We start from the raw sequence: 15,925 nt of genomic DNA, 5'->3' as shown, positions 1-15,925 counted from the left end.
TATCGTTTTGACCAAATAAAGACAAAAAAATAAACAATCTTCTTTTATGGAAAACCGTTTATTTTCGTCTTTTTTTATTTTTCAAGCTATTTTTTCATAAGGAATAAAGAATACTTCATATAAAAATATATAAAAAAAGAACTGCAGCAAGTTTCACTACAGTTCTCAAATTTGTTCTTCATTTCAACATAAGTTTTTCTTCAATTTGCTTATAATTTACGTGCAAAGAATGAAACGACTAATACTAAAATGATTGCACCGATTAATGATGGAATGATAGCCATTCCTGCAATTGTTGGTCCCCAAGTTCCTAATAAAGCTTGTCCAATGGCTGAACCTACTAAACCAGCAATGATGTTTGCGATGATTCCCATTGATGATCCTTTATTCGTGATTGCTCCTGCAATTGCTCCGATGATACCTCCGACGATTAATGCCCAAATAAATCCCATTTTAAATTCCTCCTAACTGACTTTTTACTTCTTATTGTACACGTGGTTCGTTATTTTCTTTGACTTTTTGTGCACCTTTGCCTACAGCAGCTTTTGCTTTATCTGTTTGGCGTGAAGCAAATTGTCCTGTTGATTTTGCTGCTTCTGTTACTTTGTCTTGTACTGTTTCTTGATCTTTTTGGTATTCTTCTTGTGTTTTGATGTCTGCAACATTCACATTCACTTCGATAACATCTAAATGTGTCATATTGTTTACTTCAGTACTGATCAATTCTTTGATTTGGTTGTAGATGTCTTCGATGTCTTTACCGTATTCTACAATCACGTCTAAATCCACAGCTACTTGTTTCTTCCCTACTTCTGTATTGATACCTGCTGTTACATTATCTGTGTTGACTAATTTTTCAGCCATATTTGAAAAGAATCCGCCATCTAATGTCAATAGACCATCTACATCTTTCAATGCATAGCCGATGATTTTTTGGATAACTTTGTCTTCATAAGTCAATTCACCATTCATCATACGGTTTTCCCCTTTTTCATTTGCTAAAACTGATCCATTTGTTGTATTCATGTTTTTGTTTTCCATCTTTGTTTCCTCCTATGATTTAAAAAATTGATCCACTATTCCTGTCTGTTTTAAATAAAACCCGATTCCTGCACCAATTGCTGTCATAATGATGATCAACAATGTTTTGAAAAATCCAATCGTTAACCATAAAACAGCTAGCAGTAGTCCAAGACCCCCAAAGATAATAGGGAGCTTGTATGCTGAAAATAGTTCTTTCATTATTTGGCCCTCCTATTCCACTCGAGAGTGCTTGTAGTCTCTTGTATCTTCTTGTTCTTCATAACCGCTGTATGTGACTGCTACTTTGACTGTTTCTTTTGTTCCAAGTACTCTAGTCACTTCTTCTTCGATGTCTTGCATCAGTACACCTGTTTTCCCTACTAATGAAGAAGTTCGCTTCAAGTCTCCGTTGACATGGATATGGATTCGATTTTTCGTTGAACGTATCCGTACTTTAGGTGAATGAATGAACTCTTCTTCGTGTAAATGGGAACGTACCAGCCCTTCGATCGCTTTTTTGTCGATCGTCAATTTGCCATCTTCCCGTTTCATAACGAAAGTTCCTCTTGATTTTGGATAGAAAAGAACGACTAGCAAGATGATAATAGCAAGAACGGCAAATACTACAGCTGCCCAGAAAATATATTGTTGCATGTAGTAATTCGTTAAGGTAAAGAAGCGAAATCGTTCCAATTGTTCAGGCATAATATACGGCGCATTGATTAACGCAATTGCTAGAAACACTGAAAGTAGCAGCAAACTCATGATAACACCGATTATTTTTAACCCCTTATTCATTTTCCACCTCCTATAAACTTATTTTTACCCTGTAAATAACTCTACCGACAATCACAGTATAGAGAGGGAACAGTTAGTTTAGCACCAATAAATAAAGCGCTACCAAACGATATTGGATCATAACGGCGTTTTATTGTCATTCTGATACTGAAATAACAACTAATCACTTATTCTCTATTTCTTTTTGATTGCTGGCTATACTTAAAGGATATTATTCAAGATTAAAAATTGCAAAGATTATGCTCAGTTATTATTACAAAATTCTATTTATTTATTAAAATTTTCCAGTGAAGAAAAAAACGCAATAAAATAACTTAAGTTACTTTATTGCGTTTTTACTTTATTTTTCTATTATCATTTTTCTTATTTTCTTCTTTGGTTTATACTATTCTTATAAATAAAAACGAGGTATGTCCTATGATGAAAAGATTGTATTATTCATTGATCATAACGATTGGCTATTTGATTGTATCGAATCTTGGAAATATGGTATTTGGTATCAGTAAAGAATTCAGCTGGACTACTACACTATGGGAATCTTTATTCTTTTTCATCTTTGTATTTTTGTTACAAAACTATCGAAAAAAATAAAACTGTGCCAACGATCTGTTGGCACAGTTTTTAGGACTTACGGTACTTTTTATTCGGCAATCCATTTTATTTTTACTTATTTTTCTACTTCTTTTTTTAATGCCTCTGGTACTTTTGGTTCATAAACTAAACCAATACAGGTACTTCCGTTTATTACAGCCTTTTCGGCAACGCTGATAGCAATTGTTGTGATTGCATGTGAGAGACTAAATTTAGTTTGTGTGTGTTTCATTTGATGATCTTCCTTTCTTTTTTTGGAATGAATACAAGTAAGATTGCGGTCAACATACCCAGTAATATCATGACTCTTGAATCATCTGCTGGAATCACTGAACCGATCAGCGTGAGGCTTATTCCTGTTATAACTAGTTTGTTTCTTACGCTTCTCCTTTTTTGTTGGTCTTGTGCGATAAAGGAACTAATGATTCCTAAAACCATACTAAGAATAGCTGCTCCGATGAAATATTCGTAGCGTGTAAGTTCCAAATGGTAATGATTAGCCAAAACAGGTAGCGCCACCAATAATCCCATACTATAGAGCGTGCAGGCCATGCTTCGGCTTGCATGATATCCTTTTGCGTATCTTCGTACAGCAATAAAAGACAAATGAGTGGTTATCACAGCAAGAATGCTATGTAAGAAAAACGCTGATACGTAAATAAGCATGAACTTGAAAAGATTAATGAACAGGATCGCTAATCCATAGTTGACTTTTGCTTCATCCAGTTCTGTTAACCCATATTTCTCTCCGAGTTTTCTGCTCATCTTGCTTGACAGCTTCTCTTCAAGAGACAGATATTCATTTGGCATATCGTTCACCCCTTTCTCACTTTTGATTATACTAAAAATAAGGATGCATATATTAAAAAGTCAAAAGTGCGCGTTTTTTTTACATAACTGCAGTGTTATCTTTCTTAATAACCCCCTTATATTCTTTAGATCTAAAAATATTCTAAAAAAAAGAACGTGACATTCGTCACGCTCCTTTGCTAAATGCAATCAATAATTTTTTTAAACTTCGTGTGGAAACAAGACACTTTTCTCCGTTAGACATAAGGATCGTTCTTTCCTTCTTGTTGATGGAACAAATATTATCCACATTTACAACAAACGATTGATGGCAACGGTAAAAGCTCGGGCTAAACGATTCAATCTCTTTGATTTTTCCATTATATTCTAGCATTCGGTTTTCAAGATGAACAATCACTTTGTGAGGAACAGGACTGGATTCAAAAACAAGATTTCGTCTACGAACAATTTTGTATTGATTGGTCCACTCTTAATACGAATCTGTTCTCTTGTAGGTAAAATTGTATCAAGATATCTTTGGTTAGCCACATCGATACATTTTGTCACACTTTCTTGCAGCAGTGTATCGTTCCCCTTCACAATATAATCCATTGCTTCTACTTTATACAAAAAAGTGAGATAAGCTAAATCTGTGTAACTGGTCACAAAAATAATTTTTGCTAGTGGATCATATTCTCTAATCGTAGCGGCTAGATTGATTCCATTCATATTGGAACTTAAGTCAATATCTAAAAAATAGATGCCTTCTGTTTTATTTGAACGTATATATGAAAGCAACACTTCCGGGTCCGAGGTATCCATTTGAAATTTGATGTCGTAATCTTGCATCATTAAATAATTTTGGATCATCTTTGTTAATTTTAATCTAAATGTTCCGTCATCTTCGCAAACAAAAATTTTCAACATAAAGATTCTACCCCTCCCAAATTGTCAGTATTTGAATAAACTGTCCTTCTTCGATTTTAGTATCTAAGTACACATTTTTATTCAACTGCACTAATTCATCAAGATTGCTTAGACCAATCCCACGTTCTTTCCCTTTTGATGAATAAGATTTTTTCTTTAATACATGTAAATCAGGTATATCAGAACGACATTTATTGGCAATAATAAAGGTTATCGCTTCTTCTTGTCTCAATCCGGCAAACAAGATTTTCGGCTTATCTATAATAGAAGATTCTTCAACTGCATTATCTAGAATGATCCCCAGCATCCGAACTAGCATGATAGAAGGAACGGGGAAAGAATCCAATTTTTGTGGCACATTTACGTCTATTTCTATTCCTTTTTCATGAGCTAAATACAACTTGCTCAACACAATGCTTTTTATTTCCTTGACTTCAAGATTTCTTATCGGTGACATTTCTAATAATTCCTGATCAAAAAGAGTTCCAGTTTCCTTGATATGGGAGTAAAAAAAATGTTTCATCCCATCTATATCATTACTTTGGATATAATTTTCCATAGAAACCAGTATGTTTTTGTAGTCGTGCTTGAACTTGCGTATTTCCATATAACTTTTTTCGATTTGCTCACTATATTCGATAAGATATTCCATTCGATTCTTTTCTTCTTTACTTTTATATTCTGCCTTTTTTATATAAACAGCTAAAAAGCTGATAAGAATAGCAAAAAGGCTATATGCCAGCATAAAAATCCCATGAGCACCCTTCATGAAACAGTCTAAATCTGAAAAGCGTTCAATCATAAGAAAAATGAAATAAATCAAAAACGTAGCAATAACAGTATACTTACTAATATCATATACCATCGATTCAAGGGGTACTTTTTTCAATATATGATTCCTTAAATAAAATGCGAAACATAAATATAAAATAATTGATAAAAAACACATACCCAAATCATTCATCGTTATAGATAATGATTTTAAGATAACGTAAATCAGATAATTAGAAAAAATAAGCAGGATAATAGATAACGAAGCATAGAATAAAGCTGATTGAAGCGTCTCTTCATGATAAATCACGAGAGCACACATGACTAGCCATACCAAACCAGTGGCAATTACATTTATCCATTGATAAAGTACCGATATCAATAGGATAACCAAGATTGATAATAAAGCATACTTTTTATTTCTTAGTTTCTTGTTCAAATAGCCCAATCCAACAAACATCGTCATCAGCTGCCCTGATATGAGTAGAGAATAACTTAACTGTAAAATATTCAATTTTAGAACCTCACTTTATGCATGTTTTACATAACAAAATAAACAGCAATTATGAATAAAAAAATTTATTTTTTAAGTTTTCCCCATAAAAATTGTAACATAGTTTACTAACTATTTGTAAATAACATATTTAAAAGTTTCCTTATAAATCAAAAAGAATCAAATGCTTACTTCAATTAAAACTCTCAAATACTATAAAACCACATTTGCTAAAAACGGCAAAAATTTATTGTTTTTCGATAAAAAGTAATTGCTTTTCAATAATTATTCTGCTATATTTTAGCTATCAAAGATAAAAGAGGGATAACAATGAAATTAAAAACATTATTACTAAAGTTTGTTGTTTTAGGTATAAGTGCCGTATTTATTTTATTCGGTATACTTTTTTATACTCAGATTGCTACAAGCGAAAAAGGATTCACTTTTGATTGGCAGACGACTTTATTTGTTTCTGTCATCTACTTCGCCCTTCTCTTAGGGATTATTATTGCTTATTTCTTATTGAGACTGTTGAAACAAATCGAAGAAAACCAGGCCTTTTCTAATCAAAGCTTAGACATTCTAAAAAAAATCGAACGAACGATTTTGATTATTGGTTTCGCCTTTTTCGGCTTGCTTCCTAAATTTTTGAAAGTAGCAGATTTAGATGATGCTCCTGGTTTGATGTTGGTAGGAATTGCTGTCGTATTCATTCCTTTTGCCGTATACACTTTGACAAGCGTGTTGGAAAATCTGCTCGAACACGCGATTTTACTTAAGACAGATCATGATTTGACAGTGTGAGATGCGACATGGCTATTATCGTTAATCTAGATGTAGTATTGGCTCAAAAAAAGATGAGTGTAACAGAATTGAGTGAAAAAGTGGGTATTACGATGGCAAATATCTCTATTCTAAAAACTGGAAAAGCAAAAGCTATCCGTTTTTCCACCCTCGAAAAAATCTGTGAAGTATTAGAGTGTCAACCGGGAGATTTGTTAAGTTATCAAAAAGACCCCGATCCTATACCAAAAAAATGAATATAAAGCATAACAATCAGTAAAAAATAATCTGAATAATAGATGTATGAGACCTTTAGCGGTCATTACATCTATTATTCAGATATTTTTTATTTTGATGGAATATCCTGTTGTCTATAGATACATATTTACACGTAGAGAGATTTTTCTTCTACTATACGGTACTTCTCCTGATAAAAATGAAGAAGATTTTGGATCTCACGTTGATTTGGAAACAGTGAAATACCGAAGACCGGAATGTTTGTCTCCTCATCTATCATCGCATTTGTAAGGATACAATCGATATCTGGATAGTATAATTTCCTTTCTTTCTGATAAAAGTTTGGGAGAACACCAAATTGATAATAGTCTCCCAATTTTTCTTGCAATCTTTTTGTTATGTATTCCGCCTGTTTTTTTCTTGTATTTGTGACTATCACTGCTTTTAATTTTTTTTCTTTCCCTTCAACGTATGATAGCAATAATGGCCAGTCGAAAAGAATTTCTAAGATAGCATGGCGAACAAATGAATCGAGTTCAGGGATGACGTATCCTTTTTCTCTGCAGTCATCTACCATCCTTCCCTTCAATTCTTCATATAAACAGGTTAAAATCGACGGATCGACTATCGTTGCCTGGCTTGGATCATTTAGGATATATTCTGGAAATCGTGGTTGTGTCAGTATCTCTTTACATCGTTGAACGATCAGATCTTTGTTCTCACATTTCAACTGATATTTTTTTTCTAAGCAATCCATCCATGTCATTAAACAATTGCTGATACAAAAATGATACTCTCTTTGCTCTCTTGCATTCCTTATTTTCAAAGCAGTATAAATGACTTCTGTATCAAATACCCACTGCCAGATTTTTTCTTCCCGTGGCAAAGAAAAATGGCTCAAGTGATTTTTTTCCAAGAATGAAAAGGTGAAACAGCTGATTTTCTTTTGCTCCATTCCCATTTTATTTTTGTTGAATCGTTGTATACGACAAGCAATAAAAAAATGTAAAAAACATAAGGTTTTCGGATCATTTTTTGCTACCTCATATAGCTGGTTTTCTTTTAAAAATAGGATAACCACGTCATAAATTGCTTCGCTAAAAGAACGATTAAAAATACTAGCAGGAGAAGGATATTTTTCCATCAACAAACGAGCTGTAAGACCGTCGATCACCTGACCCTCTCCGACAATCCGAGTCAACCCTTTGATCCTCAAATCGTATTTTTTTAATTTTGATTGGATTTTCTTTACGATTCTTCGCAATGTACTTTCTGAAATAAACAGATACTCTGCTAATTCTAAATAATTCTCTTTTGGATGTAGCAGTATGGTTTCTAAATATTTATATTCAGTAGATTGGGCGATCACGATCTGATAAATATGATCTTTTGTGAAGGCAGGTGAAAATATAGCTGTCACACCAGCATCCCGATCAGTGACGATTTGGATATCGGAAGAATATGTATTGATTTCTATAAAATCGTTCCGCAATGTTTTTCCAGAACTTGCCAATCTTTTTTCTAATTGACTAAGACGGCAACGTTCCCCCTCGAATAGTATTTCTAACAGATTCAACTGACGTTGTAATTTTTTTGAGAGAAGATTCAACATGTTTCCGCCCCTTTCTAACCAGATTCTTTTGATACATCCTGATAGATAAATGTAAAAGCACTCAATGTCGGTTTCCCTTATTGAGTGCTTGTGATTATATTATATCGTGTATCTGCTTTGGAAATTGGAGCTTTGAGAACTATTTTTTCTTACTTAAGCAAAAATCGGTTATTGATTTTCAGCTTTCTCTTTTGTTTTTCTTCTCATAACAATCGCCCCTATGCCTGCTACTAACGCGATACCAATCAATGTCCATGCAGTATTCCTAGTTGCATTGGTTTGTGGCATATTCAGTGAAGATTCATTATCTGCACTTGTTGTTGGATCATCTTGGATGCTTGGCGTCGTTCCTTCATTTCGTTCCGTACTGCCGCTTGTATCTTCATTATTTGTATGATTATTTTGTGATTCATTCGTACTGGAATTCGTTGTGTGATCACGTACTTCATACGGCATATTCAATTCTGTTGAAAAACCGCCATAAGAACTGTCAGTCGTCACGTTGACTGCGACATTGTTCCGACCAGGAGTCGATGTGTCGATTTCAGAATTTAAAGAGACTGTATAAAGATTTTCTGGAATGACCTTGTCATTTACTTTTACATTTTTGATAAATGATTTAAGATCGAGATCCGTTGCACCTCGTGGGATTTCTACTTTATTAGCTTCTACATCAATTTTCCCGCTTGGTTCGAACCCATATTCTGTGACTTCATAATAAGCATATTGAGAACCGTAAGTGAAGTTCTTCTCCTGCTCATCTTCCATCAACATATTTCGTCTAAACTCTTTCGTATGATAGATCCTGACAATGTCTCCTATGTTGACATTTAATGGCTGTCCACTATTGAATCGAGACAATGCTTGTTCGATCGTCCGGTTTCCTGTTACATCATATGTGAATCTGCTAGTGGTATTATCTTTGTTCATCACATCGAATTGATAATAAATCGAGCGATCGGAATAATCATGCACTACTTTGGACAACTCTGTATTTGCCACACCTTGAGATGCTCGGATCATCATTTGAGTATTCTGATTGTTCGGATTTGTCTGTTTGATCAGACTGAATGCGCCAATCGTTGCGCCGTCATTGTTTTTGACTCGGATGGTACTTCCCCATTTCACTACATAAGGGATCTTCACTTCTGTGAATCCAGTACCATCAGTCGTGCTTACTCTCACACGAACCCCTTTTTCTCCCACTGTTGTCGTATCGAAGTTAGACAATTGTTCCACCGTATAAAGATCACTCGTTAGCGGACGTCCGTTGAATGTCACATTTTGGATCAATTCTGCCGGGTTCACTGTATTCGTCTCATGTCCTAACAGCAGTTCTTGTGAAATCGGATCTGCCTTGATATCTGTAAACGGCCCAAACCCTTCTTCTGTTACTTTATAATAGGCATAATTAGAACCACCAGTGTAATCTCTGACCATTTCATCCATCATCAGAAGATTTCTTCCTTGTGTCTCCGCATGATAGACTTTGATGGTATCTCCTACATTGACTGCTAACGGTTGCCCACTGTTAAATCCATTCACTGCTTGACGGATCAAGGTATTCCCTGTCACTTCATAGTTGTATTTTCGCGTGTCGTTTTCCAGTACTTCGATAGCATAATAGATTCCCCTACCGAAAGGATTGTTCACTGGACGGTTCAAGTCCGTGTTGCTTGAACCAGGCGAAGCATGGATTGTGAACTGATCGCCTTCTTTTAATAAACTAAACGCGCCGACGGTCATTTCTTCCAGTCCTCGAAGAACGAATGTACTTCCCCACTGTACTTCATAAGGGACTTCGATTTCGGTTTCAGCTAACCCATCATTCATCGTAATCTTTACTTTTGTCGTTCGTTTTCCAGTTGTACTTGTGTCAATCTCTGACACTTGTTCGATCGTGTAACGATCCTCTGAGATACTTTGATGATTGATTGTGACATCTTTGACTAGTTCTTTGACATCTAATGTGCTGACGTCATCCATCAAAGAGAATGTTTGCGAAGTCCCTTCTGCTTCCATCACTGGAATCGGTTCTAAGCCAAATGCAGTCACTCTGTAATAAGCATATTCGGAATCATAAGTGAAATCCCGTTCTTCTTCATCGATCATGACAATTGAACTGTTTGGCGATTTCTGCGGATGATAGATCTTGATTACATCATCCAATCGTACATCATAGTAACCATTCCCGTTCCCAAAATTATCGATCACTTGGCGCAGAGTTCCTCTTCCAAGTACCTCATAATTGTAGATTGACTGATTGTTTCTCAGGACTTCCAATGAGTAATACAAGGCATGCATCGATTCTTCCGTACCGACCCGTTCATCTAATGCTGAAGGCAACCCACTGGTAACGGTTAATCTAGCTGCATTCCCACTTCTCAGATGCAAGGAATAAGCTCCTGCTGAACCACCTTCGCTTGACTTGATCATGAACGTATCTCCCCAAAGATAATTGACTGATGTTTCGGCTGTTCCTTTGATCGTCTCCCCTGAAATCGGGTGTTTCGCTTGTACCGTGATTCGAATATCTTGTTTGCCAGCGATTGTATTCGTCGGCTCTGTCGATTCTGCTGCTACGAATTCTAGATCATCGACCGCAACTGATTCCCCTTCAAAAGTGGCTTCTTCGATATAATTTTTAAACGTATTCGCAAGTGACGCAGAAGTTTCTCCTAATGTACGGTCTTCCATTGGCTTCAATTTCAGCTGGATAGCCGGATCAGGAAGTACAGGAAGTGGTTCAAATCCGAAAGCCGTGACACGATAATAGGCGTTATCTGTCCCGTAAGTGAAATCCTGTTCTTCTTCTTCTACCATCAAAACTGAACTTCCTGCACTCTTTTGTGGATGGTGGATATTGATGATATCGCCCAACTGTACATCAAGGTATCCATTTCCATTTCCAAATGTCGTGATCACTTGCTGTAAAGTAGCTCTCCCCGGCACTTCATGGTAATAAGCTTGTCGGTCATTTCGTAGCACCTCAATAGAGTAATACAACGAATCTTCAAGACCAATCCGTTCATCAATAGGAGAATCTAATCCTCGAGTTGCCACGATTCGAGCATTGTTCCCATTTCTCAACTGGAAGGCGTATGCGCCTGCTGATTGTCCATTATGGGCTTTCAATAAGAACGTGTCGCCCCAACGGACATTAACAGTTGTTTCAGCTGTTCCTTTGATCATTCGACCTGTAACAGGGTGTCTCGTTTGAACAGTCAGTTTGAGCGGCTGTTCTCCTACGATAGAAGAATCTGGCTCTGTTGATTCATCGGCGACAAACTCTAAATCAGCTGTATCAAGTCTTTGCCCTTCCATCGTCGCTTCTTGGATATATTCACGGAATGAAGAGGAAAGTGCAGGATAATTTCCACCGAGATGTCGATCTTCCACATCCTGCAATTTTAGTTCTACCTCTGGTTGAGGAAGGACATCCATCGTGATGGAACCAGAGGCTTCACGTCCATCAGCAGCTGTTGCTTTTGCCCGCCACGTTTTCGTACCAGCTGAACTCGTATCAGCATCGAGCCACTCTAACTGATGTGTCTGTCCAAGAGGATCTCTCACGTCAAAGTAGTCAGCAGGATTAGGGATTGCTTCGTTCACATAAATGGAATGCGGGCCAGCCTTCCCAGTAACTTGTAAATCTCTTGATTGGACAGTTATTGGAACATCTACTGTAGCCGTTCTGCCCGATCTATCTTCTGTTACCTTGATTCTAGTATTTTGAGTACCAATTGTATTCATTCTAGGTGGAGTTTCCCATTCTGTCTTCAGATCCCATTTGACATTACTCCGATCAATCGTCACATAATCAGAAGGATCAGGAAGGGCATCGTTGTGCCATACAGAATGAGGACCATTCTTTGCTTCGACCTCAATTTTACCTAACACTTGTGCAGCTGAATTAAAAGTGAGATCTCGGATATTCTCCATATTCGAGAGCCTTCCAGCAAACACGTATTGTCCAATAATTGTCGCTTGCTCAAATACTTCTTCTTCTAAAACTGGGTTATTTGCTTTTCTCAGTAATTCGATTGACAGTTGTGCATCACCAGCATTTATCCAGTGGATTCCACCAAAGATATCTCGAAAACCAGCTACACTACCAATTAACCGAATTTCCCAATTTCCACTTTTAGTAGTAGCGCGAAGCTCTGGACGAACGTCCTCCTCAAAAATTCCATTTGTGAATAACCCGATTAAATTCCCAGCAAGTGTATCAATAGGTAAATTAGGAACCAAACCTGGTACCGTTTCTTCAGTATAAACCCAAGCCACCGAATAATCTTCATTTGACCTTATCCTCTCCCCAACGGTAAAAGAATGGTCGTGTTTCTCCATCATATCAGAAAATATATGGCTTAGCTTTCGTGCTATTGCATCTGTTACCTCTTTATCAACTTCACGATCATCTAATCTCGAAGTATTTAATAATCGTAAAGAGTCCTTTTTATGTTCTAATTCCATAAGAATTGGAGGTAACGTAGATGCTCGAGGTTTGTTTTCCTCTTTCTTTGTTTCTTCCTGTTTTTTCTCTTCCTGAGGGCGCAATTGCCTTAATACTGGTAATTCGATCGAATGTAAGGCAGAGGCGGCTTCTACTACGGTACCGCCCATATTCCCTAGAACCAGTCCCAAAGATAGTGTACTAGTTAATAGCTTTTTTATTTTTTTCAATGAACGTTTTACCTCCTTTATTTTTCCTATACAGATCAAAAGCGATCTGCTTTAAACCGTCAGCAAAGAAGGTATGCTATTTTCTTGTCTTAAACATAAATAAATCGTGTAAAAAATAGTTTTGCTTGTTTCCAACCTCCGTAGCTTTTGCTCATTTGTCACAAATCGAATCGATCAAACAATATTGATTTTGCTAAACACCTAACGATCATTTGTTGTGACAAACTTGACGGTCAGCATTGTACATGAATTGCTACTGTTCCCCTTTTTACGATCTTTGAATATGTAGTTCTCTCCCCAATAACCGTAACTGGGTGTCTCCCACTCCTTTCTTTTTGGTTTTATGCGGGAGCAAACTCCCACATTTATACTGTAAAGGGGTTCTTTCTATTATGTAATGCCACTTTTTCCCATTTAATATGGAGTTTTTGACAGAATGTTTCGAATAACAATGACCCACTACTCTTTTTTCTTTTAACGTCAATTTGATAATAATGATTATTTATTTAAAAATACATTAGATAACATTTGTTACGACACGAAAAAGCTTCACAAACAAATATCGTTATTTTAAAATGAGGGCGAACTCACACTATTAGGAGGAATAGTATGCCATTCATCGTTTACTTTTTTCTTTCATTACTCGTGATCTATATCCCATTACCTACATTTTTCCTGCTCGTCAATCGTCTAGCAGAGCAACATGATACGATTACTGCTCTTACGAAGCTTTGTTTACTTCTATTTGTTTGTCTAGATTACTTTACGAGCTATTATTGGCTAAAACAGACAAGAGTAAAAAAGAGATATTATTTCTTCCTTGTCTTTTTCAATCTCTTTGAGTTTCTGATCCATTGCTTTTTACTTCATCAGTATCATACGATCCATTTGTGGATCATCTGGGTCTTTCAAGTGGTCGTACTATTTTGTATGTTCACTTTCCCTATCTCAAGAAAATTTAGGGAGACATTGTTTTATTAAAAAAGGTGGGGAAAGCTTCTCTGTATCAATAAAGACACATTTAAGGAAAATTGGGTCAATATATTGGTTTCCCCTTAAAAAACTTTTAAAAATCTAATTGGGAATTTGCCTACACAAAGAGAGCGTGAGACAAAAGTAAAGAACACTTTTGTCTCACGCTCTAAACACGTATAAACGGCAAACCATGTCGAACTATTTTTGTTTGGCTGTTCTTATTACTTGAGGCAGAACAGCTTTTTCACAACCTCTTTTTAAGAGTCTTTTTACAGTTTTCTAGCAAAGAATGAGACAATCAGTACTAAAATGATGGCACCAATCAATGATGGCACGATTGCCATTCCTGCAATACTTGGTCCCCAAGAACCTAATAATGCTTGACCAAGTGCTGATCCAACTAAACCTGCTACGACATTTGCAATAATCCCCATCGAAGAACCTTTATTCGTGATTGCTCCTGCAATTGCTCCGATAATTCCTCCGACGATAAGTGACCAAATAAATCCCATGTTTCGTTCCTCCTAATGTTTTGCTTCCTTATTACTGAACGCGTGGTTCTGTATTTTCTTTTACTTTTTCAACGCCGCTTCCAGCTGCTGATTTTACTTTATCTGTTTGATTGGAAGCAAATTCACCGGTTTTTTTCGCTGCGTCAGTTACTTTGTCTTGCACCGTTTCTTGATCTTTTTCAAATTCTTCTTTTGTTTTAATGTCCACTACGTTAGCGTTGACTTCGATCACGTCTAAGTGTGTCATATTTTTTACTTCTTTGCCGATTACTTCTTGCATTTCTTCAAAGATTTTTTCGATATCTTTGCCATATTCCACAATGATATCCATGTCAACTGCTACTTGTTTTTTACCGACTTCTGTTTCGATCCCAGCCGTTACATTATCTGTATTCACAAGTTTTCCTGCCACATTAGAGAAGAACCCACCGTTTGCAGATAATAAGCCGTCTACTTGTTCAATTGCGATTCCAATGATTTTTTGCACCACTTTATCTTCATAATTCAACTCACCGCGCATCGAATCTTCTTGCTCAGAGCCATGGTTTTTTTGGTCGTTTGTATGTTGTGAACCAAGTTTTCCTTGTCCGTTTGAGTGTTCAGAACTAAGTTTTTCTTGTGCTTTCGCATGATCAGAAGGATGCTTTTGTTCCTCTAATGGTTTAGAAGGATCGATTGCATCATGTTGTTCTGGAACTTTAGATTCTGGAGAGCCGGGATGATGAGGCGCATGTTTTTCTGCGTCATGTTTCTTTTCTTCTACACCTTGTTGAACATTTGGCACGACTGGATCTGGATGTGCAGATACTGGTGCTGTTTTGTTCTTTTCATCGTTCACACCATTTGATTGGTTTGGTGTCGTTGGGTCTGGATGTGCAGACACTGGTTTTTGGTTGTTCATTTTATTGTTGTTATTATTTTTGTTATTGTTATTCATGGATGTTTCCTCCTAAGATTTAAAATAGTGATCTAAGATTTTCGTTTGTTTCAAATAAAAACCGATAGCGACACCGATAGCTGCCATGATCAAGATCAATAAAGTCTTGAAAAAGCCGACGGTAATCCATAAAACGGCTAGTATCAACCCAAGTACCCCAAAGATGATAGGGAGCTTGTATGTCGAAAATAGTTCTTTCATTTTTGGTCCCCCCCTATTCTACTCGTTTGCGGTCATTGCTTCGTTTAGCTGGTTCTTCAAAGCCTGTGTATTTCACCGATACTTTCACTGACTCTTTTGTGCCTAATATGTGTTGCACTTCGTTTTCGATTTCTTTCATCAATGTTCCAGTTTTACCAATGAGTGCTGAAGTTCGTTTCAACTCCCCTTTTACATTGACGGCGATCTTGTTTTTCGTTGCTTTGACATTTACTTTCGGTGAATGGATAAATTCATCTTCATGCAAGTGAGAACGAACCATTCCTTCGATTGCTTTTTTATCCAACGTCAACTCCCCATCACCATGTTTCAGTAAAAAGGTTCCGATCGTTTTTGGATAAAACAAGAAAACAAGCAATGTGATAATCGTCAAAATAGCAAATGCAACAGCAAGCCAGAATACATATTGTTGCACATATGAATTAGTGATGGAAAAGAATCGAAACTTCTCTAATTGAAAAGGCAGTGGATAGGCTGCACTTAATAGTATCGCAAACAAGAGTATAGATAGCAAAAGTAACGTTCCGATCACTCCAAGCGTTTTTACTCCTTTATTCATTTTCGCACCTCCT

Annotated in this window: 19 protein-coding genes; 4 read left to right on the top strand and 15 right to left on the bottom strand. The window is 36.5% G+C overall.

Annotated elements, in window-relative coordinates:
* Positions 1–209: 209 nt before the first annotated feature.
* From RWU19_RS06975 to amaP (RWU19_RS06960), 4 genes are read right to left on the bottom strand one after another with little or no spacing between them, the layout of a single operon-like run.
* Complete coding sequence (locus RWU19_RS06975) at positions 210–452, bottom strand: GlsB/YeaQ/YmgE family stress response membrane protein (RefSeq protein WP_002290686.1); 243 nt, start codon at positions 450–452, stop codon at positions 210–212.
* 31 nt (positions 453–483) lie between these two features.
* Positions 484–1,041: an Asp23/Gls24 family envelope stress response protein gene (locus tag RWU19_RS06970; RefSeq protein WP_002290684.1), complete on the bottom strand. Its 558-nt coding sequence runs from the start codon at positions 1,039–1,041 to the stop codon at positions 484–486.
* 12 nt (positions 1,042–1,053) lie between these two features.
* Complete coding sequence (locus RWU19_RS06965) at positions 1,054–1,242, bottom strand: DUF2273 domain-containing protein (protein WP_002290682.1); 189 nt, start codon at positions 1,240–1,242, stop codon at positions 1,054–1,056.
* Between the two features lie 12 nt (positions 1,243–1,254).
* Positions 1,255–1,821, bottom strand: coding sequence for an alkaline shock response membrane anchor protein AmaP (gene amaP / locus RWU19_RS06960; RefSeq protein WP_002297459.1), 567 nt, complete (start codon positions 1,819–1,821; stop codon positions 1,255–1,257).
* A 417-nt stretch (positions 1,822–2,238) separates the two neighbouring features.
* Here amaP (RWU19_RS06960) and RWU19_RS06955 point away from each other — a divergent pair, with 417 nt between their 5' ends.
* Positions 2,239–2,412, top strand: a complete 174-nt coding sequence (locus RWU19_RS06955; protein ID WP_002291299.1) for a hypothetical protein — start codon at positions 2,239–2,241, stop codon at positions 2,410–2,412.
* A gap of 76 nt (positions 2,413–2,488) precedes the next feature.
* Here RWU19_RS06955 and RWU19_RS06950 read toward each other — a convergent pair whose 3' ends face one another.
* From RWU19_RS06950 to RWU19_RS06930, 5 genes are all read right to left on the bottom strand, one after another.
* On the bottom strand, positions 2,489–2,644 hold the full coding sequence (locus tag RWU19_RS06950) for a cyclic lactone autoinducer peptide (protein ID WP_123838289.1): 156 nt from the start codon (positions 2,642–2,644) through the stop codon (positions 2,489–2,491).
* Positions 2,641–3,222 carry an accessory gene regulator B family protein gene (locus RWU19_RS06945; protein WP_024635243.1) on the bottom strand — a complete coding sequence of 194 codons (582 nt, stop codon included), beginning with the start codon at positions 3,220–3,222 and terminating at the stop codon, positions 2,641–2,643. The genes RWU19_RS06950 and RWU19_RS06945 overlap by 4 nt, the downstream gene beginning before the upstream one ends.
* A gap of 166 nt (positions 3,223–3,388) precedes the next feature.
* Entirely contained in the window at positions 3,389–3,595 is a 207-nt protein-coding gene (locus tag RWU19_RS06940; protein ID WP_240186508.1) for a LytTR family DNA-binding domain-containing protein, read from the bottom strand.
* A gap of 20 nt (positions 3,596–3,615) precedes the next feature.
* A complete protein-coding gene (locus tag RWU19_RS06935) occupies positions 3,616–4,128 on the bottom strand; it encodes a response regulator (RefSeq protein WP_260241641.1) in 513 nt (170 codons plus the stop codon).
* 7 nt (positions 4,129–4,135) lie between these two features.
* Positions 4,136–5,413 carry a GHKL domain-containing protein gene (locus RWU19_RS06930; RefSeq protein ID WP_185022586.1) on the bottom strand — a complete coding sequence of 426 codons (1,278 nt, stop codon included), beginning with the start codon at positions 5,411–5,413 and terminating at the stop codon, positions 4,136–4,138.
* Positions 5,414–5,722: 309 nt separating this feature from the next.
* Between RWU19_RS06930 and RWU19_RS06925 the strand changes: the two genes are divergently transcribed.
* Together RWU19_RS06925 and RWU19_RS06920 are read left to right on the top strand one after the other, a co-directional pair.
* Positions 5,723–6,196, top strand: a complete 474-nt coding sequence (locus RWU19_RS06925) for a DUF2975 domain-containing protein (protein WP_002306633.1) — start codon at positions 5,723–5,725, stop codon at positions 6,194–6,196.
* Between the two features lie 8 nt (positions 6,197–6,204).
* On the top strand, positions 6,205–6,432 hold the full coding sequence (locus tag RWU19_RS06920) for a helix-turn-helix domain-containing protein (RefSeq protein WP_002291287.1): 228 nt from the start codon (positions 6,205–6,207) through the stop codon (positions 6,430–6,432).
* Between the two features lie 128 nt (positions 6,433–6,560).
* Here the strand turns inward: RWU19_RS06920 and RWU19_RS06915 are convergent, their stop codons facing one another.
* The gene (locus tag RWU19_RS06915; RefSeq protein ID WP_316002784.1) at positions 6,561–8,024 is read right to left on the bottom strand and encodes a helix-turn-helix domain-containing protein; all 1,464 of its coding nucleotides are present in this window, start codon (positions 8,022–8,024) and stop codon (positions 6,561–6,563) included.
* A gap of 168 nt (positions 8,025–8,192) precedes the next feature.
* Positions 8,193–12,710 (bottom strand): LPXTG cell wall anchor domain-containing protein, encoded by a 4,518-nt coding sequence (locus RWU19_RS06910; RefSeq protein ID WP_123838229.1) that lies wholly within the window; start codon positions 12,708–12,710, stop codon positions 8,193–8,195.
* A 609-nt stretch (positions 12,711–13,319) separates the two neighbouring features.
* Between RWU19_RS06910 and RWU19_RS06905 the strand changes: the two genes are divergently transcribed.
* Entirely contained in the window at positions 13,320–13,691 is a 372-nt protein-coding gene (locus RWU19_RS06905) for a hypothetical protein (protein ID WP_002340670.1), read from the top strand.
* A gap of 263 nt (positions 13,692–13,954) precedes the next feature.
* Here the strand turns inward: RWU19_RS06905 and RWU19_RS06900 are convergent, their stop codons facing one another.
* The 4 genes from RWU19_RS06900 to amaP (RWU19_RS06885) are packed head-to-tail and all read right to left on the bottom strand — an operon-like array spanning position 13,955 to position 15,912.
* Entirely contained in the window at positions 13,955–14,197 is a 243-nt protein-coding gene (locus RWU19_RS06900) for a GlsB/YeaQ/YmgE family stress response membrane protein (RefSeq protein WP_002291278.1), read from the bottom strand.
* A 31-nt stretch (positions 14,198–14,228) separates the two neighbouring features.
* Positions 14,229–15,134 carry an Asp23/Gls24 family envelope stress response protein gene (locus tag RWU19_RS06895; protein WP_070769943.1) on the bottom strand — a complete coding sequence of 302 codons (906 nt, stop codon included), beginning with the start codon at positions 15,132–15,134 and terminating at the stop codon, positions 14,229–14,231.
* A gap of 12 nt (positions 15,135–15,146) precedes the next feature.
* Entirely contained in the window at positions 15,147–15,335 is a 189-nt protein-coding gene (locus RWU19_RS06890; RefSeq protein WP_002291274.1) for a DUF2273 domain-containing protein, read from the bottom strand.
* Positions 15,336–15,348: 13 nt separating this feature from the next.
* Positions 15,349–15,912, bottom strand: coding sequence for an alkaline shock response membrane anchor protein AmaP (amaP, locus tag RWU19_RS06885; RefSeq protein WP_002291268.1), 564 nt, complete (start codon positions 15,910–15,912; stop codon positions 15,349–15,351).
* Positions 15,913–15,925 lie beyond the last annotated feature (13 nt).

Source organism: Enterococcus sp. 2STP, from assembly GCF_032465635.1.
Lineage (GTDB): Bacteria > Bacillota > Bacilli > Lactobacillales > Enterococcaceae > Enterococcus_B > Enterococcus_B lactis.
The sequence above is the reverse complement of the archived record's forward strand: the minus strand, read 5'-3'. Positions and strand labels throughout refer to the sequence as shown.